At 35.7% G+C, this 25,119-nt stretch carries 20 protein-coding genes; all 20 read right to left on the bottom strand.

The window, feature by feature from the left end:
• The coding region (locus B879_RS15190; protein WP_040400845.1) for a M1 family metallopeptidase at nt 1-1,854 on the bottom strand (1,854 nt) is incomplete at its 3' end.
• A 1,051-nt stretch (nt 1,855-2,905) separates the two neighbouring features.
• A complete protein-coding gene (gene rfbA, locus B879_RS15185; protein ID WP_009186089.1) occupies nt 2,906-3,793 on the bottom strand; it encodes a glucose-1-phosphate thymidylyltransferase RfbA in 888 nt (295 codons plus the stop codon).
• A gap of 5 nt (nt 3,794-3,798) precedes the next feature.
• On the bottom strand, nt 3,799-4,953 hold the full coding sequence (locus tag B879_RS15180; protein WP_009186088.1) for a glycosyltransferase family 4 protein: 1,155 nt from the start codon (nt 4,951-4,953) through the stop codon (nt 3,799-3,801).
• Nucleotides 4,954-5,016: 63 nt separating this feature from the next.
• Nucleotides 5,017-6,696 (bottom strand): capsule assembly Wzi family protein, encoded by a 1,680-nt coding sequence (locus B879_RS15175; protein ID WP_009186087.1) that lies wholly within the window; start codon nt 6,694-6,696, stop codon nt 5,017-5,019.
• A 13-nt stretch (nt 6,697-6,709) separates the two neighbouring features.
• Nucleotides 6,710-7,417, bottom strand: coding sequence for a WecB/TagA/CpsF family glycosyltransferase (locus B879_RS15170; RefSeq protein WP_009186086.1), 708 nt, complete (start codon nt 7,415-7,417; stop codon nt 6,710-6,712).
• On the bottom strand, nt 7,410-8,414 hold the full coding sequence (locus B879_RS15165; protein WP_009186085.1) for a Wzz/FepE/Etk N-terminal domain-containing protein: 1,005 nt from the start codon (nt 8,412-8,414) through the stop codon (nt 7,410-7,412). Before B879_RS15165 ends, B879_RS15170 begins: the two co-directional genes overlap by 8 nt.
• Nucleotides 8,404-9,378, bottom strand: a complete 975-nt coding sequence (locus tag B879_RS15160; protein WP_009186084.1) for a glycosyltransferase family 4 protein — start codon at nt 9,376-9,378, stop codon at nt 8,404-8,406. Before B879_RS15160 ends, B879_RS15165 begins: the two co-directional genes overlap by 11 nt.
• A complete protein-coding gene (locus B879_RS15155; protein ID WP_009186083.1) occupies nt 9,378-10,682 on the bottom strand; it encodes a hypothetical protein in 1,305 nt (434 codons plus the stop codon). The genes B879_RS15160 and B879_RS15155 overlap by 1 nt, the downstream gene beginning before the upstream one ends.
• The gene (locus tag B879_RS15150; protein WP_009186082.1) at nt 10,666-11,742 is read right to left on the bottom strand and encodes a glycosyltransferase; all 1,077 of its coding nucleotides are present in this window, start codon (nt 11,740-11,742) and stop codon (nt 10,666-10,668) included. Before B879_RS15150 ends, B879_RS15155 begins: the two co-directional genes overlap by 17 nt.
• Nucleotides 11,739-12,824 (bottom strand): glycosyltransferase, encoded by a 1,086-nt coding sequence (locus B879_RS15145; protein WP_009186081.1) that lies wholly within the window; start codon nt 12,822-12,824, stop codon nt 11,739-11,741. Before B879_RS15145 ends, B879_RS15150 begins: the two co-directional genes overlap by 4 nt.
• Nucleotides 12,824-13,672: a UDP-N-acetylmuramate dehydrogenase gene (murB, locus tag B879_RS15140; RefSeq protein ID WP_009186080.1), complete on the bottom strand. Its 849-nt coding sequence runs from the start codon at nt 13,670-13,672 to the stop codon at nt 12,824-12,826. The genes B879_RS15145 and murB overlap by 1 nt, the downstream gene beginning before the upstream one ends.
• A gap of 10 nt (nt 13,673-13,682) precedes the next feature.
• Nucleotides 13,683-14,966: an oligosaccharide flippase family protein gene (locus B879_RS15135; RefSeq protein WP_009186079.1), complete on the bottom strand. Its 1,284-nt coding sequence runs from the start codon at nt 14,964-14,966 to the stop codon at nt 13,683-13,685.
• Nucleotides 14,963-15,484 (bottom strand): serine O-acetyltransferase, encoded by a 522-nt coding sequence (locus tag B879_RS21870; RefSeq protein ID WP_009186078.1) that lies wholly within the window; start codon nt 15,482-15,484, stop codon nt 14,963-14,965. Before B879_RS21870 ends, B879_RS15135 begins: the two co-directional genes overlap by 4 nt.
• Nucleotides 15,471-16,715, bottom strand: a complete 1,245-nt coding sequence (locus B879_RS15125) for a UDP-N-acetylglucosamine 1-carboxyvinyltransferase (RefSeq protein WP_009186077.1) — start codon at nt 16,713-16,715, stop codon at nt 15,471-15,473. The genes B879_RS21870 and B879_RS15125 overlap by 14 nt, the downstream gene beginning before the upstream one ends.
• 368 nt (nt 16,716-17,083) lie before the next feature.
• Nucleotides 17,084-18,400, bottom strand: coding sequence for a UDP-glucose dehydrogenase family protein (locus B879_RS15120; RefSeq protein ID WP_009186075.1), 1,317 nt, complete (start codon nt 18,398-18,400; stop codon nt 17,084-17,086).
• Nucleotides 18,401-18,427: 27 nt separating this feature from the next.
• On the bottom strand, nt 18,428-21,031 hold the full coding sequence (locus B879_RS15115; RefSeq protein WP_009186074.1) for an SLBB domain-containing protein: 2,604 nt from the start codon (nt 21,029-21,031) through the stop codon (nt 18,428-18,430).
• Nucleotides 21,032-21,081: 50 nt separating this feature from the next.
• Complete coding sequence (locus tag B879_RS15110) at nt 21,082-21,462, bottom strand: four helix bundle protein (protein WP_009186073.1); 381 nt, start codon at nt 21,460-21,462, stop codon at nt 21,082-21,084.
• Between the two features lie 176 nt (nt 21,463-21,638).
• Nucleotides 21,639-22,151, bottom strand: coding sequence for a hypothetical protein (locus B879_RS15105; RefSeq protein ID WP_009186072.1), 513 nt, complete (start codon nt 22,149-22,151; stop codon nt 21,639-21,641).
• Nucleotides 22,152-23,098: 947 nt separating this feature from the next.
• Entirely contained in the window at nt 23,099-23,473 is a 375-nt protein-coding gene (locus tag B879_RS15095) for a hypothetical protein (protein ID WP_009186070.1), read from the bottom strand.
• A 3-nt stretch (nt 23,474-23,476) separates the two neighbouring features.
• Entirely contained in the window at nt 23,477-25,117 is a 1,641-nt protein-coding gene (locus B879_RS15090) for a penicillin acylase family protein (RefSeq protein ID WP_438501548.1), read from the bottom strand.
• Between the last annotated feature and the right edge of the window lie 2 nt (nt 25,118-25,119).

The following is a 25,119-nucleotide window of genomic DNA, read 5'->3' as shown; positions in this document are numbered from 1 at the left end:
CGGCAAAGCCACACTCACTTCAAATTTATTATTGGCCCGATTGACATCTGCCAACCTCAGGCTAGGATCAATTTCCACAGATTGGATATCAGAAATAGGTCTTGCCAAAGTCACTTCTTTGGTATAATTGGTCCAAGGCCATTTTTCTGTCATTACCCTTGCAGGCATATCAGCTTCCTCTGGTTTCTCTCCCCTCATGATGACCAAGGGCAGGTAGATGGTTTCCTGAGAACCATCCTGATAAGTTACCACCAAGTCGATAGGCATGGGCATCTGCCCTACCCTTTCTAAGGTGATTTTGGTATTGTCACCTGCAGCTTCCACATTTTTAACACCATAATCAATGGTCTTGGTCGAAGCCACGAAATAATCTAAATACCAATCCAATTCCAGACCGGACACTTTCTCGAAGACGCGGATCACATCAATACCGGTAGGATGTTTAAATTGCCAGTCATTCCATAGTCTCAACATGGCTTTATCAAAGTTTTCCTTACCCATGATGTATGCCAATTGCTCTACAAATACTGCTCCTTTAGAGTAGGTGCCTGCGCCATAAGCAAAATTCCTATCGTAATGATCCGCATGGGTAGTCAAAGGTTCTTCAAATCCAGATTCTGCCAAACGGAAATAAGAGCGGTAGTTGCCATCTTGTATGAAATTAGGATCCTTTTCGAATACAGCATCCATCACCACATTGGTACCCCAGGTAGTGAACCCCTCGTCCAACCAAGGCTCTGAAGATTCATTAAAGCCCAATACCCCATAATACCACATGTGAATGAGTTCGTGTATGGTAACTCCGGCCAAACTTCTCATATTCCTATGCCCGGTAATCAACGTGGACATAGGATACTCCATACCGCCATCGCCTCCTTGCACCACAGAAAATTGATCATAAGGATATTTCCCAAAATTGTCACTCATAAACTGAATGGCATCTACCGTATAGCCCTTTAGTCGGCTCCAATTTTCAGCGGTTTTATCATTTTTGACATATAAGAAGTGAACCATGGGACCATCTTCCATCTGAACCTTTTCATGGGTATAATTGGGGTCAGCCGCCCACATGAAATCATGCACATCAGGAGCAAAGAAATGCCATGTCAAAGTACTACCCTGCGGTGCCGGAACAGTTACTCCTGCATCTTCATATCCATGGCCAATTTCATTGGCATTCTGTAAATAGCCCGTGCCACCAAGGGTGTAGGCTTTATCGATGGTGATTTTTACATCAAAATCGCCAAAATTCCCATAAAACTCTCTTCCGATATAAGGATTGGCATGCCAACCTCTGACATCATAGGCAGCCATTTTAGGGTACCATTGCGCCATGGAATAGCGGATTCCTTCTGCATTGTCCCGGCCTGCTCTTCTGACCTGAAGGGGAACCTGTGCTTCAAACTCCATGTCAAAGGTTACCGTTTGCCCAGGCAGAATGGGTTGTGGCAAATCCACTTCCAAGATGGTTTCTTCATGGACAAAAGAAGTGGGTTGACCATCCATGGTCAGCACATTCACTTTCACATAGCCGATCTCTTCAGGACTAAGGTTAAATATCCTGTTCCCAACCCTTCTATCCGGATCAGCAATGGTCCTGGAACGCACATCCATCATGCTATTGGGTTGGAAAGCATTATAGTACAAATGATAAAATGCCCGGGTTAAGGTATCAGGAGAATTATTGGTATAGGCTAATTTTTGCGTGCCACGGTATTGGTTGGTCTCCACATCCATGGTCACATCCATCTCATATTTGACTTTTTGCTGCCAGCGTTCCACTTGGGCCTCTGTGGTATGCCATACCAAGGCCAATAAGAAAATGACAGCGGTCAAGTTTAATCTCTTCAACATAGGATATATTTGGTTTTTCGGTCTGAAAATAGGTTAAAAACCTTTTTTGCCCAAACCAATAGTGGAAAAAAGGTTGGGGTGAAGAATTAAGGATGAAAAATTAGGAATGGAGAGTGGGAAGGAATGTTGTCATGGTTGTCGGGCTGACCTCCCATAGATGGGTTATCAAGGTAGGAGTTTTGGAGGTAGGAGTGAACGTATTTTTTGCCGTCATCCTGAGAATTCAACAATTAAGAAAATGTACAGAAAAAGAAATGACAGTTATTGAAGCTTCATCCCCTTCTACCACAGGGGGACATTTGTGGTAGATTTTTTTAACCACATAGGTAGAAGATAGCACATATAGCTTTCCCGGTATCTACCGCCTGATTTTAAAAATAAATGTTTGCCGCTGCCCTGCTATGTTTTCTATGTTTCTATCCCGCATGCGGGACAAGTTGTGGCAAATAAAAAAGGATTTTTGTGGAGGTTCAGGTTGTTTTTTGGACAACATAGTAACATAGCCAACATAGTTAGGCTGTCGCTGCCGTGGTTTTTGGTATTGGAACAGCCTGGCTCTGATGACCGTATTATGTGCCGGATTTTTGCTATGTATTCTATGTGCCTATGTGGCGGATTTTTTTAACCCCAAAAATAGTATATATATTTTTCCAAGAGCCAAGGATTTACGACTGATTATTTTTTTATGTTTATACCAAAAAAAAATACCAATTAATTTTTACTTTTCTGAGTATCCGAAATCTTACACGTAGGAGAATTAAATTTGGTTAGGAAGCCCATCGGCATGGTTCGGCAGGCTCACCAACCTTAGTTCGGCAAGCTCACTAACCGAGCTCGGGGAACGGGATTTAGGTTTGGAAAACCTGGGGGGGAGGGAAGAAATGCGGCTTTGCCGCATTTCTTCCCTCCCCCCTATTTATTCAAATCCCGGTGGCCGAGCCAGTCTGCTCCCGTCGGGCTTGCCGAGGCCCTTAATGAATCCCTTAAAAACCTTAATTTCTTAATGGTTCAAAAATATCTCTCTCCCTACCTTCGGAAATCCCACTTAACTCTATCCTTTTTTCTTCGCTTTCGCCCTTTTGATCAGGTATTGACCGTATTCGTTTTTCTTCAATTGTTCGGCCAGAGCCATCAGTTGTTGATCATCAATATAACCTAGATCGAAAGCTATTTCCTCCAGACAGGCCACTTTGAGACCCTGACGCTTTTCTATGGTATGGATAAAATTGGAAGCTTCCAGCATGGATTCATGGGTTCCTGTATCCAGCCAGGCATAACCCCGGCCCATTAATTCAACTTTCAGCTGCTCTCTTTTTAAATACTCTTGGTTTACTGAGGTGATTTCCAATTCTCCTCTTGCGCTGGGCTGGACATTTTTGGCAATTTCCACTACGGAGTTAGGGTAAAAATACAAGCCTACCACCGCATAATTACTCTTGGGTTCAACAGGCTTTTCTTCTATACTCAGCACCTGGTTATTTCCATTGAATTCCACCACCCCATAGCGCTCAGGGTCATTGACATAATAACCGAAAATGGTGGCTTTACCTTGTTGTTCTACATTGACCCTGGAATTTCTGAGCAATTCTGTCAATCCATGTCCATAAAAGATATTGTCCCCAAGGACCAGACATACCGGGTCATTCCCAATAAACTCTTCCCCTATGATAAAAGCCTGTGCCAGTCCATCAGGACTGGGTTGTACGGCATAGGAAAGTTCTATCCCTATTTCCGAGCCATCCCCCAGCAATTTCTGGAAATTTGGCAGGTCTTCCGGTGTAGAAATCACCAAGATCTCCCGTATCCCCGCCAACATCAGTACGGAAAGGGGATAATAGATCATGGGTTTGTCGTAGATGGACAACAACTGTTTGGAAGTACCCTTAGTAATCGGATACAAACGGGTACCGGAGCCTCCGGCTAGGATGATGCCTTTCATTATTTTTAATTGTCAGAGATATGAATTTCTTCAGGGAACTTCTCCAATAATCCTTTTTTAATTTGATTTGTAGTCAATGGTTTTCTGGCCAAGACAGGAGGAGCCTTTTTAGCCAATACTTTAACCCTTTTTAGGGTATAAGCATCCAGTCTCCAGCCTAAAAGTAAGGATAAGCCCAATACCAACGGAATCATCCACGTATCTGATAAAGGTGCGGATATAATGATCAGAGCGATAAAAAGCAATTTTATGGCAGAAAGTATCAAAACAACTTGAGCATGACTCAACCCCATTCTTAGCAAAAAATGATGTACGTGGGATTTATCAGGTTCAAAAGGAGATTTTTTTCTCCTTATTCTACGGATAAATACCCTTGAAGTATCGTATACAGGGACGATGGTCAGTGCCAGCGCAGAAGCAATAGGTGCATTTAATTTCCAAGGATGACCAGCCTCTAGATTTCCATTAGAATCAATAAAAAGAATACACATTACAGCTAGGGTAAACCCTACACTTAAAGAACCCGTATCGCCCATAAAAATTTTGGCAGGTTGCCAGTTGAATACCAAAAAGGCTAATAAAGCCCCAGAAAAAATTAGCGCTAACTTACCAAACGATTCATTACCAGCTACTGAAAACCACCAAGCTAAGAATGTAAAATTCATTAGGCTGATACTTCCTGCCAGACCATCAAGCCCATCAATCAGATTAAAGGCATTGGTCAAAGAAATAATAACCAAAAAAGAAATTGCAAAGGATAGCGCCAAAGGCAGGACTTCGATCCCCATAAAACCATAAAGTCCAGTAATACGGATATCTGCATAAACCACAACAAGTAAACAACCAATGCATTGTGCCAATAGTTTGTGTATGGGCCTTAACTCGGTCAAATCATCGCTTAAGCCAGTAAAAAACAGCAAAGTAAATGCAACAAGGAAATAATTCAATTGCCGCATCTCGGAAAAAAATAAGGCAAACAATGCAGCAATTAAAACAGATAAGTAAATTACAATTCCCCCCATTGAAGGGATATGTTGCTTGTGAATCTTTCTTCCCCCGGGGGAATCGGTTACCCTCATCCTTAAAAATATCCTAATAAGAATCGGCATGGCCAATAGCCCGACCGACAAAGCAATTAAAAATAAAACTAGGAAATCCATAAAATTAGAACTTAGAAAAACTAATTAAGATCAAATATCAAAAAATTGATTTTGTAGTAAAATTTAATCTTTACTTTTTTGAAACAAATAAATTAAACTTACTTGAGAATGTATAGAAAACAAGTTTTGTCCGCGCGGAAATTGAGGAGTGCTGTCGGGGTGGAGTTGCCATTGGTAATTGGACCCATTGATCAATTGTAACCTTGAGCTTAGAATAAGGTTATTCCATTGCTTATTAAACAAAAACCCCAAGCTTAAATCTATCCAAGGTTGATGCTCTTTTTGTTGTCCAAATGCCCGATAATAAAAGTCCTGATGGTTCTCTAAGCGTTCAAATAAGACACCGATTTTATCAAATTTGTCAACTAATGAAACTTCAAAGGTTTGGACATTTGAACCTGGACCAATTCCTACCCCTAATTGCTCCCCATAATTGACAAAACCTCGTGCAAGTTGATGCATGTGCCAACTATAACGACCTGCTAATCCTTCATACCGAATAAATCTATTTACAGACTCTTGTTGATGGGTACTTTCTCCTCTTACTTGTAAAAGCTTATTATGTTCTTTTAATTCAATTATTTTTTTAAAACCAATAATATAGGCTCTTGCATGCTCAGGATTCAAGATTGCTTCACGCCAATTGAACGCATGATCTCTCCTACCATATTCGAAATATAATTCTGCTTTAGCATTTGGTATTAAAAGTCTAGCAAAAACTGTTGCTTGTTGATCTCTTCCTTCACTATCCCTATCAAAACCAAATTCTGTTTTTTGGAAAGGATCAAAAATTGGGAAAAATTCTCTAAAGGAATTACCTCTCATCTCATTGTATTGCTGATATGTCCGATTAATGCCAAAAAACAGTCCTGGAATCCATTTAGGGTTAAAAGAAATCATCATGGCGTTTAGGTAGCGCCAGTCCCCATTAAACCTCCTGAAAAATCTAAGGTTAAGATCATCAAATTGACTTGGAAACATGCCTGAATTTTCAAGTCTACCAATTAAAATTTGGCCCTCAATATTTCCCAAAAATGTATTAAGAGATTCTCTAGTGTTTAATGTTAAATGGGGAAATCCCCTGGAATTGCTTGAAAAAGTCAATGCATTCCACTGACCTGGACCCCACCAAATATTCTGTGAAGCTAAGCCCATTTCAATTTTTTTAAACTTTAAAACGGCTTTAGACTGTCCAAAACTAAATTTTGATATGCTACCTTCACCAAACCTTTCAGGAACATCACTATAATTCCAAAAATGGAACCTCGCTCTAGTAATTCTTTCATCAAAAGTGTCCGGAAATCCGAAATAAGATTTATTTTCTGCTAAAACAAATTCTGGCTGAAATTGAATCTCAAAGAATTTTGAAGTAAAGACAAGTCCAAAAGAAATATATTGTTGTAATCCAGTATTGGGGATCATTAAGCCGTTTCCCCAACTATAAGGTCGATTGGAATTAAACTCTGTGGTTGTATACAAGGGGGTGAGATTAAAATTTTGCTTAATTGAATCATTAATTGAAAAATTGACCATTGGCCTAAGAGTAAAAGAATACGAATTATGCTCTAACCCTTCCATAAGTTGACCCCTCCTGAAGTATTCTTCAAAGGGTCTATTTCCAGCAGGTACAATTTGGCTTTGAGCCTTATTTAGATTAATAAGTGATACACTTAGAAAAATAGCTCTAATAAAAATTTTTCTTCGGCTAGAAATCAATATTAGAAATTGTCTAAAAAGTTTCATAAATCTAAAAAATTTAAAGCTTATTAAATTTCAACAAAAAATAAAACCTGATAAGATGAAATTGTCTTTTTATTCTTGAGGGTTGTTTAATTAACCTATATGCCCATTCCAAATTATTTTCTATCCACCATTTCGGGGCTCTTTTCGCATTACCTGTATAAACATCAAATGACCCGCCTAAACCTTGATAAATTGCAGGATGGACTTTATATAATTCAGACATTAAAATTTCTTGTTTTGGAGAACCCATTGCAACAAATACTATATCTGGCTTTTTTTCTAAAACATCATTAATTAGTTCTAATTTATCATCATCTGACTTAAAATAGCCGTTTCTAAAGCCTAATAGTTTAAAGTTTGGAAACTCTAAATTAAGCTTATCCACGGTTTCTTTGATGACCTTTTCTGTGCCACCTATTAAATAAAAGGACTTTTCTTCTAAAAAATAATTAACTATTTCCAACCAAAGCTCACAACCAGGAATTTTAATAACATCATTAGCACCTCTTTTTTCTAAAGCCCATCTTGCTCCAACGCCATCAGCGTACCCAATATTTTTATTGATTAAATCAACCATTTGTTTATTGGAATGCAAGATTTTTTCTGCATTAATTGCAAATAGAATTATTTTTTTATTTTCAATTATTGTAAATAATTCTTTTTGATTTTTAAACGGATAAATTCTAATACCATTAACTGGTATTGGATTAATATTAGACATTATCCCAATTTTGTTTAAGTTGAATATAATAATACTTAAATAACAAATACATTAAAGATAAAAAAAATCCAAGTAGAGTAAATCCAAAAATGACATATATCTTCCTAGGACTAGATTTATAAATAGGTACTCTGGCAGGATCGAGAGACGTAAAAAAGACAAAACTCCGTTCATTCTCAACGGAAAGTTGTTCTATCTGATTACTAAATGATAAAAAGATTTCTCTTTGTATATTAAATTGATTTTCCAAAAGAAGCTCATCTAATCTTTGAGATTCTACACCAATGTTTCTGTTTCGATCTCTATAATTGGCTAATTCTTGAAAACTATTGAAAAATTGAATATTAACATCCTCAAATCTATTTAATAACCTAGTCTTTAATGCTTCATTTTTTCTTTCCTGAAAGTCCCTTAAATATTCTTCAAAATACATTTTGGTAAATAAAGCCATTTGTGGAGTAGCGCTTTTATCTTCAAATTGACTTTTTATAGTTATAATATTTTCTTTAGGATTATAATCTACTTGATTAATACCTTTTAAATCTTCTATTAAAAGCCATTCTTGTTCACTCAAAGGTACTAAGTCAACGAATTCCTGTTGATTCAAAAAAGTAAATAAGTCATTATTATCCTCCCTTTCTCTAATATACTCAAGTAAAGTTTGCTTTTTGCTATTAGAATCGAAAAAAAACTTTTCGTTTAGAAATCTAAAAATAAAGTAATCACTTTTTATTAATTCTTTATATAGACTAGGGGAAATAGGGTTAGAATTATCCGTTGCTCCTATTCCTAATGAAGCAAGACCAGATAATTGCGAAATTTGATTAGTAACCCTTGCCTGAGAGTTAACAGGAAATATTCTGATAGCACTTGAATACTTAATAGGGATGAGAAAAGAGACAAAGATTCCAAGGATCGCAAAAACTAGAGTAAATACAACTATAAAAATTTTATTTCTGTAAATACTCTTAAGGATTTTTATCAGATTAATTTCCATTTTCTTTTAAAATTGATTCATAAATGGTAACAAGGTCGATTGCTACAGAGTGTTGATCCAGCCTTAAACTTTTTAACCTTTCTCTACCACTTTTTAAACTGTAATTATCAATAACTTCTAGGGTCAATTTGATTAATTCCTCTACTGCTCCTGATTTAGCGATTTTGTAATTCTCCAAATTAGAAAATAGAATCTCCAAGTTACCAACAGGTGTTGAAACGACAGGTAAGTTACATGCCATTGCTTCTTTAACTGCATTCGGCGAACCCTCAAAATCTGAAGTAACAATTAAAATATCAGCTGCATTATAATAATTTCGCAAGTTTACTCTACTTTCATTAACCAAGGTAATCTTTTCTAAATTTTGTAATTTTGTTTTTAAACCTTCAAAGATTGCTAAAAATTTATCAAATCGTTTTACTCTTCTATTAAGATTATTAGCACTAATAAATAGTAAATAAATATTCTTTTGGCTCAATTTCAATTCCTCCCTAGCTTTTCTTTTATCCAATGGCATAAAGAAGTTAAGGTCAACCCCGTTGGGAAGATATTTTATTTTTCTATATTTTTTCTCTAGGTCTTTATTGTCTTTAATTATAATTTTTGAAACCCTTGCATAAACATAACGAAACAAAAAATTATAAATAATATTTGGTAACCCTTTAATATTATTTTTTCCAGATCCTAAAAATGAGGATACGTGTTTATTTCTTTTTATTATAAAAGAACAAAAGAACGTTGTAATTATATGATGTGAATGAATAATATCAAATTTTTTAGAAATTTTAATTAGTTTAAACAATGATGTTAAATATGATTTTAAACCATCTTCTTTAGTATTTATAAAAAACACTTCACAATGAATTCCAACCTCCTTTAAAGATTCAATTTGCTCTTTTACAAAAATTCCATATACAGGATTTGTTGTGTTAGGGTACAAATTAGTTACATGAAGAATTTTCATTAATCAATATTCTTTAGTGTTTTATAAATATAAATTCCTACCAAACCTATAAAAAACGCAAAATTAGTTTGTTCAATAGTAGTCCCTCCTAAGCTATCGATAAAAACCCCAAAAAACATGGACAATAATAAAAACGACAGACTTAATTTCTTGAATTTTTCAGAAGAAATAAAGACTGATTTAAACGGAAAATAGAAGAACATTATCATATAAATCAAGAATCCTAAAAAACCCAATTCAGCAATGATATGTGGCCAATGAGTATCCAAAAGAAAAGAACTAATTCCATTATACCTGCCTGCATATGGTTCTAACCCTCTTACAAAATATAGATCATAATCATAGTAAAGTTTACTATAATTAATGAACGCATATTCACTAGCAAAACTTCCAAAACCTGAACCTAAAGGCCAGAAATCATTGGCAATTTCGAAGCTTTTTATTAGCAACAGAGTCCTAGCAATACTGTCTGCATATTCTGGATCTAAATAAACTCCCAAATTTGAGAATCTGTAAAGCAAAGTTGAATTGGATAAAACAATAAGTCCAATAAAAATAACCGGTATCAAATAAAAAAGTAGTTTTATTCTATTTTTGGAAAAAATGAAAAAGAACAAAAACCAAATAAAAAGAATGGCTATAGAACTTCTCCTAAGTCCCATTGCAGCAGTAAAACCAGTTGCGAAAAATGAAATTAACAGGAATGCGTACTTTACATTTTTTAATTTACATTCTCGAAATAGAAAAAGAGATAATGAAACCAATATTATAGAGACGGAGCCTACATCCGCCTTCCCAATAAAAACATACTTTATAACTGTTTCATAATAATCAATTGTCCCACTAAGTAACAAAGCCTCAAACAAGGATAGTATAAGAAAAAAACTCAAGATTAAAAAAGAAGCAAATATTAAAATATAGAGATTTTTAAAGCCTAAGTTTATCTGAAAGGCAAAAAATGAAAATAAGAAAATTAAGAAAGTTTTATAGTAACTTAAAAGAAAGACACTTTTGGAGATATTGCCAAAACTACTCAGAATCGAAATAATGGATATTCCTAAAAATAAAAAAAAATATTCTTTTTCAATTTTAATCCTGAAATCATTTCTAATAATACTTAAAGAAAAAATACAAATAACAATTGCAAAGAAAACTATAAGATTAAACCCTCGAAAATCTGCACCTAAAACATTAAAAAACAAAGTTTTAAAAAACAACAAAAATAAAGCTAAAATCAAAAAATAAATAATAAAATCACTTAAAGAATAAGAAAGAATATGATTCTTTTTATTCTTTAATAACATTTTCGAACTTATTTAACATACTTTGAATAGAAAATTTCAAACTATTTTCTTTACTTAAGTTTCTTATTCTACTAACGGTTTCAGGTGACATTTCATAGATAAATTTTATTTTATTTGCTAAGTTTATGTAATCATTCACCGGAATCAAGTAACCATTAACATTATCACTTATTATTTCGTTAGGTCCAGTTTCACAATCAGTAGAAATCAATAATCCATTATAGTATGCGGCCTCCAGTAACGAATTAGGAAATCCTTCATAATTAGAAGTCAAAATGAAAGCATAATTTTTAATAAGAAACTGTTGAACATTAGATACTTCACCATGAAAAACTATTTGATCTAAAACACCTAATTTATTTGCTAAAAATTTCAAATCATCCATTAGTCCCCCATCTCCAAGAATATCACAAAATATTGAAATTTGATGGGAATTTTTTAAGAAGGCCAATGCCTTCAAAAGCATTGGATAATTTTTTTGAGGAACAAGCCTTGCCGCAGTAACTAACCGCATATTTCTTTGAATATCAATATATTCTTCAAACTCGAGACCGTTATAAATTACTATAATTTTATTAGGTTTAATTAAAAAATCTTTACTAATATTTTCCTTGATTTTTTCTGAGACAGCAATTATTTTATCACATCTCAAATAAGCAATTTTTAAAAGAGCCTTAATTAGAATTGTATTTTTTCTATTTTCTAAATGAACTCTATGGTTATTTCTTTCAGACAAAATCAGCTTAAAATCTGTCCCTAATGCAGAAATGCCCATTAAATAATTCATTGTAAATAAGAATGATATTATTCTATCAGGTTTTACCTGCTTTAATACTCCTCTTATCTTCAAAATTATAGAAAGATAACCAAATTTCCTTTTGGATAAATAATATATATTCCTTTCTCCAACTAACTCACATAAATCATAGTAGTATTTCCCTTTATTATCTAGAGTTATTATTGAAACTTGAAATGATTCACGAAAATATTTAATTAGATTAAAAAAATTTTTTTCTGCTCCCCCTTTCCCAAGAGAACTAATTGCAAAAACTAATTTCATATTATACTAATAAATTCTTCAATATATTTTTTATGATCAAAATTTTCATCATAAAGAGCTCTTGATTGATTTTGAAAATCTTTAAGAATATCAGGGTTATTTATCATAACCTCTATTCCTTTTTTGATACCATCTGAGCTTAATTCAACCAAAATTCCATTATTTTTAATAAACTTCTCCGAATCTCCATTATCACTAAGAATTAAGGCGTTTGAGAAAAACATTGCGTCCAAAACACTTTGACTGGGATAATTATCAGGTTGAATAATTGAAACAAAAATTGAACTAATTTTAAGAATCTCATTAATATCTGGTCTAAATCCAACAAAAACTCTATCTCTAAAAGGATTTAAGACTTTTTCAATAACCTCTTTTTCTGGACCTTCACCAAGAATGTAAACATACCAACCGTTCAATTTCTCTTGTTCAAACAGGTCAAAAATTACTCTAGAAAATAATAATCCATTTTTCCTAGAAATAAATCTTGCTGCAAAAACGATAATTTTTTCTTTTTGTGAAATTTCAGTATTATAAGTAGAAGATTCAATAAAGTGAAAAGGTAAACCAATTTCTTTAATTTTCCTTGATATGTAATCAGAAGAATGCCTAGACATTATTTTATAAACAGTAGGACTTACACATAGAATTTTATCCAAAAGATTATAAAAAAAACTATATTTACTAATAAGATGGGAGACTTTTATTGCATTATCAGGAGATGTTAATTCTATACTAACTTTTGCTTTAATAATAGGTGAAACAGTGACAATAGGATAAATAGCACTTAAATAACCATGAATTTTTTTTATTTTTTTCTTCCTAACAAATCTTAAAATTGACCAAATCCTGAAAAAGAAATTCCCGAATCGATAGTCGTTGATAATAAATACCTTCCCCAAAAAGATATTTTCATTAAGCTTATTTTTTAACTCTTCATTTTTTAAAAATTCATAATATAAATTACGATTAATAAATAAAAAAAAGTCATGGTTTAAATTTAGTGAACAAGTAAACAAGTTCAAAACTCTCTTCTGTGTACCAGAAACTTTATCACTAAATATTACAAATAACAATCTTTCCATTAGATGATCCTTTGTTCTATTTCCAGATCCACACCAAATTTTTCTTTTACTTTTTTTTGTACTATTTCAATAATTTGTAATATATCTTTACCTGTAGCATTTCCTGTATTTACTATAAACCCGCTGTGCTTTTCGGAAATTTTAGCACCTCCTATAGTAAAACCCTTAAGTCCTAATTCATCCAACATTGGTCCAACAAATCTACCAGGGGGGCGTTTAAATACACTACCACAATTTGGATAATCTCTTGGTTGTTTGGACCAACGTATTTCTTTATTTAGAAGCATTTTGGACTTAATTTTTAAGGGATCTCCTTTCTCAAGTTTAAACCAAACTTTCAAAATTATAGTATTTACATTTTCTTGAAAGAAGCTATTCCTATATTCGAAACCTATATCTTCCTTGTAGATTTCTTTTATCTTGCCATCCACTAAATCCAGGTATCTCACTTTTATCAACAAATCTTTTATCTCGACTTCTTTAGTTCCTGCGTTCATCACTACAGCACCTCCAACAGAACTGGGTATATCATAAAAAATCTCTAAGCCTGACAAATTATTTTGAAACGCTGTTTCGCTTAAATCAAACAAGGTGGCACCAGCCTCGGCTATAATAATCTCCTTTTCCAGCATTACTTTTTGGAAGCATCCATTTAGAATTAGAAAATCCTCTTTATAGAATTGTTTAGTTAAAATAAGATTGTTACCATTCCCTATAACTATTGGTCTTGCCTTTTGAATAACGTTTATTATATCAGCTTCGCAATCGGGAAAATAAGCTCTAGAACATACAGAACTTAAATTATAGGCATTAAAATTTTCCAAGTTAAAATTATTAAATACTTTCATTAATTAACTTTTATTTTTTTGAAAAATTTAAAAATACATCAAAATCACTTTTTGCAAAAGCAAGTATTTTCTTAATTGGAATTCTAACTTCCTTACTATAGAAATGTAAAAATAACAATCCTGATAAACTATAACTTATTGTCGATGCCAAAGCTGCACCATCTGAGCCCTTGATTGGAATCAGTAATACATTCAATATTATATTGATAATTAAAGAAGGGACCATCGCTTTTAATGAAATCCAAGGTTTCCCTTTTCCAGCTAAATCCATATTCATGACTTTAAAAAAAGTCATCAAGAGAACACCCGGGACTAGTAGATTTAAAACACTTATGCTTCCTATAAAATTATCTCCATACATACCTATAATAATAAAATCAGAAAGCAAAAAGAGCATTAAACTGCCAGAGCCAATTAAAACTATTGTTATTCTTAGTAATTGCGAAACTTTTAGAGAAAATTCAAGATCATTTTTGGAAACCGCACTTCTTGCAAAAACAATTGTACTTAGAAACATAGGGATTTGCCAAAGATATTGGATTATGCCTGCTCCTTTAGTATAAATACCTAATTCGAATGCCGAACTTAATTTACCTAAAAGAATAATATCTATCTTATAATTTAAATTAATTACAAGTAAAGATAATGCATAAATAGAGCCTAACTTTAATAGATTGAAAATTAAATTCAAATCAAATTTTAAAGAGAAATATTTCAAAAACTTATTTTTAAAAAGCAGTAAAAAAAACATAATTAATGGCCCTGAAAATTGAGCAATCATAGCACCTCTCACTTCAAGTTTTATAATAATCACAAAAATTATCGTAGAAATAAAAATAATTAGATGTGGAATCCAATTTATTTTATTAAAAGTTTTAATATCATTTTTACCTAAAAACAATCCTGAATTGTAAGTATTAAATAAACTAAATGGGATTGGAATCAATGCTAATACTGTTAAAATTAAAAATTCGTTGTAGCTGTTTAAATATTGGATTAGAAAATAGCATGAAAAAACTGAAAAAATAGATGTGAAAAACCAAATTTGAGTTATAGCAGATTTTATATTATCTTCTGAAAATATATTCTTCCCAATGTAATATGTCGTTGATTGTCTAATTCCAAGAGACCCAATCGACATAAATAAAGAAGGGTATACAGTTAAACCCGCAATTATACCGTTACCTTCTGGGCCAAGAAGACGTGCAGTTACAATTGAAGTTAGTAAACCAAAAATAATAATGATGAACTTTGAGGACCCAACACTTAATAAATCTTGTAAAAATGTTCTCATAATCGAGAATTAATTATTCTACAAGGAATGCCTACTGCTATTGAACCAGGAGGAACGTTTTTATTTACCAAGGAATTTGCTCCTATAATAGCATTTTCTCCTATCGTAATTCCTCCAATAACCTTTGCTCCTGCATATATTTTTACGCCTGATTCTATAATTGGATAACTTTTTCTCTTATCTCTGCTACCATGACTTCCAATTGTAACACTTTGGAAAATAATAACATTATCTCCAATAACAACTTCGTCCCCAATAACTATCCCCAAAGGATGCGGAAACTTTAAATTTTTACCTAAAGTAGACTTATATGAAATTTGACAACTCCGTTTTATTATCATATTTCTTTTATATATTTTACCTATAATTCTAAGTATCCAAAAATTAGAATTAATGAAAAATTTACCTAGTCTATAATTTAGTAATAACCTATAGGTAGGGTCAAAAAAGTAAAATCTCAAAAATGACTTAACACTCGAGTTAGGTAAATCAAAAGTAATTAGCTTAAATAATAACATTTAATTCTTCTAATTTTTTTTCTAAAAACTCATATCCTCTCAATATTTGCCATGAATTTTCAATTAACGTTTCACCTTCTGCAGTGAGCCCTGCCAATAGTAAAGCAATACCAGCACGCAAGTCTAATGCTTTGACACTTGTTCCTTTTAAAGGTGTGCCCCCTTTAATGAAAAGCATATCTCCATCAACTTTGTAGTTCATACCCATTTTAGAAAGTTCTTCAGCATAACCATATCTCCCTGGAAATCTCAAGTCTATTATTTTAGATTCACCTTGAGAAATTGCTCCATATACTGCAAATAAAGGCTGCATATCGGAGTTAATTCCTGGATAAGGCCCTGTGCTTATCTCTACTGGATATGCCTCTCCCCCTCTTACTATCAAGCTATGAGAACCCCGATAATATTTCATTCCACTCTCTCGCAAATGAATTAATGGAACTTCTAAATGTTCAAATGGAAAGTTGATTATTTCTACATCACCTTTGGTAATCACAGATCCAATAGCCCAAGTAATCGCTTCCATATTGTCAGGAATAACTACGTGTTTAGCACCTTTTAGTTTATCAACTCCTTCGATAACAATGCATTTTTGACCAAAAACTTTAATTTTGGCTCCCATTTTTTTGAGCAAACCAATAAGGTCCATAATCTCAGGACGAATATGTGGATTCCAAATCACTGTTTCCCCTTTAGCCAAAGAACCGCACAAAATTGCATTTTCAGTTGCACCAGTAGATCTCATTGGTAGATGGATTTCGTTTCCTACCAATCTTTCTCCATTTGAAGCGGCACACAAAAAACCATCTTCTTCCCAAACTTTTGCTCCAAGACGTTCTAAAAGCATTACATGCAAATCATACTTTCTCTCGCCAAGCTTACATCCACCGGGAAGCGGCACTCGTCCTTTTCCATATCTAGTAGTTAAAGCCCCTAGTATTAATAATGTATTTCTAATTGATCTACCTTCCCAATTTAGAATAGTTGTAACATTTGCGTCTATTTCTGATATTAAAACTGTATCTTCATAAGACTGAATTTCTTTCCCCAATATTTTCAACATAGCCAAATGAACCTGTACATCAAGCAACCCATTTGGAAAATTATACAACTCTACTTTTTCATCAGTAAGTAATGAAGCCGCCAATAACCTAAGAGAACTATTTTTAGCACCACTTACTTTGACTTGACCTTCTAGTCTTGATCTCTTTATTCTTAGAGTTTCAATCATCTTATTTCAAATATTTGAATTAATATTTTTGAAGAACTTAATTTTTTTGAAATAATATTCTTTCAATAAAATTTGTTAATAATATATCTATACTGTTTAATCTCATCGAATTACTTGCCATAATAAAGATTTTTGTTTTTCCTTATTCTTTTTTAGAAAGAATATTGCTTTCCGAAAATATTACCATCAAAAATAACTATCAACTGTAAAAAAGTGTAAATTTTAAGATGTCTTATATAATTGTTCTATATTCTTATGAATTAATAGATAACGAAAATATATTATTACCTGCGCAATTATCTAAAACTTTGCATACTTCATTTTCTTGTTGTATATATTACATTTATTTTCATAGTAAAACATATTTCCTAAACCCCTATCCCATAATGCTCAAACCCTAACTCTGCTAAGTATTTCTTGTCATAAATATTCCTGCCATCAAAAACTACCTTGTTATTTAATAACTTTCCGATTGCTTCCCAAGAAGGAATTCTGAATTCAGACCATTCCGTAATCAACAATAAGGCGTCGGCATCTACGCAAGCATCATAAGCATCTTTGGCATAGGTGATTTTTTCTCCCACGTAAATATGTTGGGCTTCTTTCATGGCAATGGGATCATAACCTTTGACTTTTGCTCCAGAAGCTATAAGTTCATCAATAATCACAATCGCAGGAGCTTCACGCATATCATCAGTATTGGGCTTAAAACTCAAGCCCCATAAGGCAAAGGTTTTTCCTGAAAGGTTCTCTCCAAAATGCTGCTTCACTTTTTGCACCAATACATGCTTCTGGGCTTCATTCACTTCCTCAACTGCCTGAAGCACTTTCAGGTCATAGCCATACTGCTTCCCTGTCTTGATGATGGCTTTTACATCTTTAGGAAAACAAGAACCTCCATAACCTACTCCTGGGTAAATAAACTTAGTGCCGATCCTTGGGTCAGAACCAATACCCTTACGTACCATATTGGCATTGGCTCCCACTTTCTCACAGAGGTTGGCAATGTCGTTCATAAAGGAAATTTTAGTGGCCAACATGGCATTGGCGGCATATTTGGTCATTTCCGCAGAAGGAATGTCCATAAAAATAATGCGGTCTCCATTCAACTGAAAGGGTTTGTATAAGCGCTTCATAATGGCCTCTGCCTTTTCATCATCTACCCCAATCACAATTCGATCAGGCTTCATAAAATCTTCCACAGCAGCTCCTTCTTTCAAAAATTCAGGGTTTGAAGCTACGGCATAAGGTAAATCTGCAGCTCTCTTTTCTAAAGCGGCTTTGATAGCAGCTCTTACTTTTTCCCCTGTGGTTACAGGAACCGTACTCTTGGTCGCCACCACAATGTAATTACTCATGGTTCTACCAATTTCATCGGCCACTGCCAGCACATATTTCAAATCTGCCGAACCATCTTCTCCAGGAGGGGTTCCAACGGCAATAAAGGCCACTTCAGAACCTTGAATGGCTTCACCTAAATTGGTCGAAAACTGCAACCTCCCCGAGGCATAGTTGCGCTTTACTATTTCCTCTAAACCTGGTTCATAAATAGGCATGATTCCATTTTTCAGACCATCGATTTTCTTTTGGTCTACATCTACGCAGACGACTTCAATGCCCACATCAGCGAAACAAGCTCCAGAAACAAGGCCTACATAACCAGTTCCAACAACTGTAATCTTCATAAGTAAAAGTTATATGTTAATTTGATATTAATTACTACCTATTCTATCTATCAAAATCACCAAGGTAGTTAAACTCGTTGCCAATCCTACCCAACCTTGAATGCTCATGGGTTCTCTTTCAGGTTTAGCAGGTACTATTATTTCAGCACCAGGCTCTATGCTTGGATATGCATTGATAAACAAAAACTTCCGGGTTCTTTGCACATCTCCATTGGCATAGATCACATAAGATCTTCCTCTTCTGGACTTTTCCGTAAACCCACCTGCCCTGGAAATGTATTGCTTAAAGCCTGCATTTTCCCTGTACCTGGCAGAAGTCGGGTACAACACTTCTCCTCTCATCCTCACCGTTTGCAATTCCCTAGGAATACTCAATACATCTCCTTCTCTTAAAATAAGGTCTTCTGGTCCATAAGGATTCTTCAAAATGGTTTCCAGATCGATGCCAATCAATTCCGTATCCTTGATCTGAATTTGACCAATACCTTCCTGGGATTCCCCTAACTCCATTATCGACTGCTGTCTGAAATCCTCTGCATCAATGGTACCCCTTCTTGCTTTATCAGCGGACTTAGTTTCAGCAATCTTTCGGTCAATTCTTGAAGACAAGATCTTATCTGACTCTGTCCTGTCCAAACTGTCCCTGCTGATATTTGCTTTAACCTTAGTTAAGGTTTCCGCCTTGATTTCATCTTCACTTGGCTCTTTATAGAATTCATTCCTTCTGATCAAGGTAGCTCCTTTGGGATAGGCATAATTATTCAACCCTCCTGCCCTTTTAATCAAATCGGATATCCTTTCATCTGCATGGGCGATGGCATATTCTCCAGGAAAAAAAGCTTCTCCATCTACCCTGACCAATTGCTCCCGCTGAAAACCAGGACTTCTCCTGATCATGACATGATCAAAAGGTTGTAAAGGTTCCAAAGCCCTGGTACCACTGACTTTTAAGTCCCTATCTACATCCAAAAGAATGATCTCTGCCAACTTACCTGAAATATCATCCTTCACCCTTCTGGCAATCTCTACTTTGGAAGAAGTGGCCGACTCCTTAAAACCTCCAGCCTTAAGTACCAAATCAGCGACCGTCATATTTTCCCCAAAAGCAAATGCCCCAGGTCTGTTTACCTCACCGGAAATTTTCACATAAAACTCTTCTCTCAAATCATAAATGCTAGGGATATTCAATACATCTTCCCTTCTCAAAGCAATGTCCTCTACCTCTCCATTGAGAATGGCCTTGATATCTACCGGTAAGATTTCCAGGGAAAAGTCCCCTCTGGTCCTGTACAAAGTGGCTCTGTTAACAAAAGCGTCTTCCCTTAAGCCCTGGGCCCTATCCACCAAATCCCTCACCCCCATGCCAGGATTTAAAGCAAAAGTTCCTGGACGCATTAAAGCTCCAGTAATCTGTACCCTATTTTCAAAGCGGTTTAATATCTCCCCTACCCGATAGGTATCTCCATCCTGAGAAAAGAATGCCCCAAAATTGGCCGCATCTACATCTTCTACCCTCATTTCTTCACCAGTCTTTCTGGTAACAGTGATCCGCTCCCTATACGCCTGACTACTAAACCCTCCGGCAAAGGCGATTAAATTTTCCAATGTCTCTCCGGCCTTCATTTCAAACAATCCTTCTCTCCTTACCGGACCTATAATTTCTACTCTGGACCTTACCGGAGGCACAATGATGACATCATTATCCCTCAAGGTAATTGGCGTGGTAAATTCCCCTTTCACCAAAAATTCATAGATATCTATTTCTTTGAGCAACTTACTGTCTCTATAAATCTGTATATGCCGGAAGGAGCCATTTTCATTTGGGCCTCCTGCTGAAAACAGCGCATTAAAAGGTGAGGCGAAAGAAGGTAGGGTATAAGTGCCCGGACGTACCAGTTCTCCAACTAAGGAGATGGAAACCGTCCTGATGTTTCCTAGGCGGATGTCCATAAATGTGTTAGGGTTACTGCCACCCAAACCGGAATAGATTCGCGTTAAAGCCGTCCTGATTCTGCTACTTGCCGCAGCAATGGTCGATCCACCCACCTGAATTGGGCCCACATTAGGAATGAAAATCCTCCCATCAGGATTGACTGTGACATCATAAGATTGCTGGGAGGCACCATATACATCAATCAGCAACTGATCTCCACCGCCAACGGTATACCCTTGAGGGGTGGGAACATTGAGACTTGGATTGAAATTAAGGTTACGGTTATGAAATAATTTGTATCCAAAAATTTTCTTTTGGGTGGGGCTTAGGTCATAATAAGGATCCGATTTTCTTAGTGAGTCAAAAATATCTTCCTGAGTCCTCATTCCCTGCACCTGTCGCAACTGCCCTTGTCTTGCAGTCCCCTGTTGCTGTTGCTGCATACTCCCACCCCCACTTCGTAAGGCATTAATCCTTTGTCTTAATTTAGCCACTTCTCCTGCCGGCATGCCTCTCTCCGCTGCCATGTTGAGCATTTGTTGCTCATTCAGTCCCTGACCCTCTGCCCGCTTGATCAATTGTTCAATTTGTGCGTCAGATAAATTATCGACCTTAACGTTTTGTATATCCGACAAGGATTGGGCGGAAACTCCAGCATTAATTGCAATTAGTATTAAGATGAATAAGAGTCTTTTCATAATAAAATTAGAGGGAAAAGGAGAAAGGTAAAAGGTGAAAGGTTAAAGGCTTAGGATTCTTTACTATCTAATCTTTTTTGTATTTGTTTCCTTGATTTGATCAAACCACCAAGCATTTTTCCAACTTCTTTGCATTCGGTGATCATCTCGTCTGCTTTTGAAAATTCAATGATATTAACAGCTTGGGCAAACATCAATTGCGTTCTCAGCTCCCCGCTCGAACCTTTTGAAATATCCAAAAACCTAATATACTCTTTATTTGAAGACCGCTCGAAACCCTCAGCAATATTTGAAGGAACAGACAAAGCAGTCTTTACTAAGTGATCTTTTACTACATAATTTTTATCATGTTTCGTGATTTCAAAAATATCAACAGCTAACTTGAAACTCCTTTGCCATACTCCTAAATCCTCAAATGACTTAATTTCCATCTGCTTAAAAATTTACATTTAACAAAATAAGTAAAGAAAACTTTATTTTAATACTATCTCCTTTTCCCTCGAACCTTTTCCCTCTTCTTACAGCTTCGCCCTCTCAGTCACATTTGCATGCGCTTAGCGGGTTGAGTTTAATAAAATAAAAAAAGCCACAAATCCTCCTAACGGAGTCAGCTGCTTTTTTGATACAAAAACAAAGCGTCGGGATGGGTGATCTCTGCTGTCACCTGAAACTCCACCTCTTTGTCTATCAATTCTTTAATGCGCTCAGAAAGCCTATCCAAATATTCCTCATTTACTTCATCTCCGGATATCTGAACTTTGAGTTTGCCAGTATGCAGTCCTCTAGCATAGTCACCCACAAGGGCCACTTGGTCCACATCCCCCATTCTCTCCAAAACTGTTGCCAATAGCTGATCAAACCCTAAGTACTTTTGGATCAGGTCATGTAAATTAGAAAACAAGGGGTGTTGGGTATTGGCTTTGTAATCAATCTTGTTGCTTTCAGCTGACTTCAAAAGTAAGCCAGCTTCGGAAAGGTGATTCAACTCTTTTCGGATAGCATTAGTAGACTCCCCAAATTCATCCGCCAAACCACGTAAGTGCCCTTGATTTTTAGGGTTGCTAAAAAACTTAATCAAAAGTCTTAACCTGGTCTTGGATGTAATTAAATAGTCTAACATAAAAATAGGGCTCAGCCTACATGAGCAACAAAAGTACTCACCCAAATCATATTAACAAAAAGTTTTAATATTTTTTTACAAGGCATTAATTCCCATCTTTTGATCACCAAATACTTGAAAAAAGTGGGGGTACAAAACAATCGCTGAAACAATCCCCCCACATTTTACTATAAAAGCTGAGACCAAAAAGTTGTTTGAATCACCCATTTCAAAGATATAAAACAAAAGTCCCCTTGTAAATCCCCTGTACAGGGTATTTTTTAAAAAAGTTAGGCTTAAGTCGATGATGATCTGCGCTTGGTTTTTCAAAGGACTAAGGATTAGTTAACAGTTAACCGTTAACTTTTAACCGTTAACATCTTGATTTGAAACCTTACCGGTCTTCGGAGGGCGGACGATTCAGTTGTTCAAGGTTCAAAGTTCAAATGTTCAAGGTGGGATCAGGAAGGTTGCAAAGCTTTTTCTGAAGTGCGAAGTGGAGAAAGGGCGAAGAAGGGGAGGGTGCAGGACAACAGAAACGCTCAATCCTCCTATTACTGGCAGCTAAAGCAGTATTCGGTGACGTTGTCACGCGTTTCCGAACGCGGGACCATTAATGCCTGGTTTTTTGAACTCAGATTAACCGAAAACTGAGCTGAAAGCTCAGCAACCAACAGTCCAGCGTTAAAAACGCAGGACAGCAGGCAGTCATTCATTTCAAATTAAAAATCAACTGATTATTTATCAATTCAGAAACAAAGAAAGCTTATCATTAAAAAATCTATAATTGTTCTCACTTATCCGATTAGAATTTGTCCAATATGTTGTCCTATCGTAAATTCGTCATAGATCATAATTGATTTTTAGCGGAGTAACCAAACCGATTATTCTAGCACTAACAACCAGAAATAAACCGGAATGGTAATTTTTAGAAAAAAGAGGTTGGCATACGACCTGCCAACCTCTTTTCATCTCCTATACACCCCTTCATACCTAGCTTGAAAAAGCTTCTTAAGCAAAGCGCCTGTCATGGCAGAAAAACCTCCAATCAAAAAGCCCAATAAGGCCGTGGAAAACCAGAGAAGATTATCATTTTTTAAGCCCATCAGATCAGCCATATGAACCGGTAAATCGGAATTGCTACTGATAAGGACTTTAATCACCATAAAGAACCATACCAAGCCAAAAGAAAGTCCTGCAGACAAAAAGGAACTGCCTGCCCCTGCACCCGTGAAATAGCAAATAAGCACTACAATTAACATCAATACCCAAAAAGGGACATAAGGGCCAATAAACAAAACTGTTAAAGCGGTCAAAATAAATATAATCAGAAACTTTTGCATGGTCTATTGGGTGAATTTGGTCCTAAACAAAACCTCAGCCGGTTCTTCCTGCTTTCTCAAATCAAAATTAACATAATCACCATTGGCCCAGATTTTAATAAAATTATCATAAAACCGACTACCAGGATTACCGGATTGTCCGCCGGGATAAATGCCAAAAGCGGTAATCTCATCGCCCATCTCCACGACATAGCGCCAACTAGCACCATGTCTTTCTCCTGTGGCATTTAAAATACCACTATAGCCGCCTGTGTATATATTTCTTCTACTGAAAGACTCAAAGTTTGGAACCAAGTGCATGATTCTTGTTCCTTTGAAAGCTGCCCATTCATAACTTCCCTTTTCTTCCTGCCAGGCAGTAATTTCCTGCACCATTTCCTGAAAACTCAAGCGGGCCAAATCCGCTGCTGTTTCAATCTGATCTGTTTCCGGAAGATCAAACAATGGGTTCTCCGGTTCATTGTTCAATAGCTTTACGGTCTGGTATTTATTGGGCAAAACAATGGAAAGGCTGTCATTTTCCCATTTTGCCCAAATCTTGCGGTACAAGTGTTTCCACCAGGTCTGAAATAAGGCAGGTTCTTTCTGGTTGGGAAAAGTATTGAAATTCCATTGTCCCAATTCCTCCAAAAAAGCCTCTCCCTTTTCCCCAAATTCATCTATGCCTCCACTTTGATCGAGTAAGTGTAGCATTACAGGCAATGCTTCTGCTGCATGGAGATGATACTGGTCAAATTGAAGCTTTTTCATGTCCTCAACCGTTATATTTTCGGATTCACGCAATACATTATTCAACCTTCTGTTCCGGTAATGTTCAAAGCTGTCATCAAACATAAAGTAAGGATAGGAAGAGTCGGTGGAATGCTGATTGGCAGATGATACAAAACCCCTCTCCGGATTCAAAGTGGCAGGATTCTGATCAAAAGGAATAAAGCCCTGCCATTCAAAAGCCGGATTATTCCCGTCCATTAGGTATTTCCCCTGCCCTTCCCACTTTAATGGAAATCTCCCCTGAACTTTCATCGCAATGTCTCCTGATCTGGAGGCAAAAACGAAATTCTGCGCCGGGGAGGTAAAGTGGTCTAAAGCTTCCAAATAATCTTGATGGTTTTTGCCCTTATTAAGTAAGAGAAAAGTTTTCTGCTCATTGGATTCAAGGTGTGCGGTCCATTTCAAAGCAAAATTCACATCCTGTCTGTCTCCTCTAAATGATCTGTCAAAAACGACGGGGCCATGATGGGTATAAACTACAGTATCTATAAATGACGCCTGACCTTTCACTTTGATTTCCTCTATTCGTAAGGTGCTTTGAATCCACCTATCGTTGTAAAGGTATTCCGTTCTATCTTCATTTTTGAACTGAACGGAATACCAATCCCTGGTATCTCTGGTGGCATTGGTTACTCCCCATGCAATATTTTCATTGAACCCGGAAATGATTCCCAAGGCACCGGGAAGTGTTGCCCCTTTAACCGTAAACTCAGGTGTTGAAAGCTGCATGGCATACCACAAGGAAGGGAGATTAAGACTAAGATGGGGATCATTCGCCAAAATTGCTGCACCATTTTTGGTTTTGGCAGGTGCTACTGCCCAGTTATTTGAACCCACACCTGGCTCAGGTTGGGGTAGATTATTGATTAAAATAT

It is taken from the genome of Cecembia lonarensis LW9, assembly GCF_000298295.1.
GTDB classification, from domain to species: domain Bacteria; phylum Bacteroidota; class Bacteroidia; order Cytophagales; family Cyclobacteriaceae; genus Cecembia; species Cecembia lonarensis.
The sequence above is the reverse complement of the archived record's forward strand: the minus strand, read 5'-3'. Positions and strand labels throughout refer to the sequence as shown.

Coding starts and splice junctions, on each gene's coding strand:
- B879_RS15135 (WP_009186079.1), bottom strand. CDS start 14,966: ATGAGAACATTTTTACAAGATTTATTAAGTGTTGGGTCCTCAAAGTTC.
- B879_RS15095 (WP_009186070.1), bottom strand. CDS start 23,473: ATGCAAAAGTTTCTGATTATATTTATTTTGACCGCTTTAACAGTTTTG.
- B879_RS15145 (WP_009186081.1), bottom strand. CDS start 12,824: ATGGAAAGATTGTTATTTGTAATATTTAGTGATAAAGTTTCTGGTACA.
- B879_RS15175 (WP_009186087.1), bottom strand. CDS start 6,696: ATGAAACTTTTTAGACAATTTCTAATATTGATTTCTAGCCGAAGAAAA.
- B879_RS15120 (WP_009186075.1), bottom strand. CDS start 18,400: ATGAAGATTACAGTTGTTGGAACTGGTTATGTAGGCCTTGTTTCTGGA.
- B879_RS15155 (WP_009186083.1), bottom strand. CDS start 10,682: ATGTTATTAAAGAATAAAAAGAATCATATTCTTTCTTATTCTTTAAGT.
- B879_RS15105 (WP_009186072.1), bottom strand. CDS start 22,151: ATGTTAGACTATTTAATTACATCCAAGACCAGGTTAAGACTTTTGATT.
- B879_RS15160 (WP_009186084.1), bottom strand. CDS start 9,378: ATGAAAATTCTTCATGTAACTAATTTGTACCCTAACACAACAAATCCT.
- murB (WP_009186080.1), bottom strand. CDS start 13,672: ATGAAAGTATTTAATAATTTTAACTTGGAAAATTTTAATGCCTATAAT.
- B879_RS15115 (WP_009186074.1), bottom strand. CDS start 21,031: ATGAAAAGACTCTTATTCATCTTAATACTAATTGCAATTAATGCTGGA.
- B879_RS15150 (WP_009186082.1), bottom strand. CDS start 11,742: ATGAAATTAGTTTTTGCAATTAGTTCTCTTGGGAAAGGGGGAGCAGAA.
- B879_RS15165 (WP_009186085.1), bottom strand. CDS start 8,414: ATGGAAATTAATCTGATAAAAATCCTTAAGAGTATTTACAGAAATAAA.
- rfbA (WP_009186089.1), bottom strand. CDS start 3,793: ATGAAAGGCATCATCCTAGCCGGAGGCTCCGGTACCCGTTTGTATCCG.
- B879_RS21870 (WP_009186078.1), bottom strand. CDS start 15,484: ATGTTATTATTTAAGCTAATTACTTTTGATTTACCTAACTCGAGTGTT.
- B879_RS15180 (WP_009186088.1), bottom strand. CDS start 4,953: ATGGATTTCCTAGTTTTATTTTTAATTGCTTTGTCGGTCGGGCTATTG.
- B879_RS15170 (WP_009186086.1), bottom strand. CDS start 7,417: ATGTCTAATATTAATCCAATACCAGTTAATGGTATTAGAATTTATCCG.
- B879_RS15125 (WP_009186077.1), bottom strand. CDS start 16,715: ATGATTGAAACTCTAAGAATAAAGAGATCAAGACTAGAAGGTCAAGTC.
- B879_RS15110 (WP_009186073.1), bottom strand. CDS start 21,462: ATGGAAATTAAGTCATTTGAGGATTTAGGAGTATGGCAAAGGAGTTTC.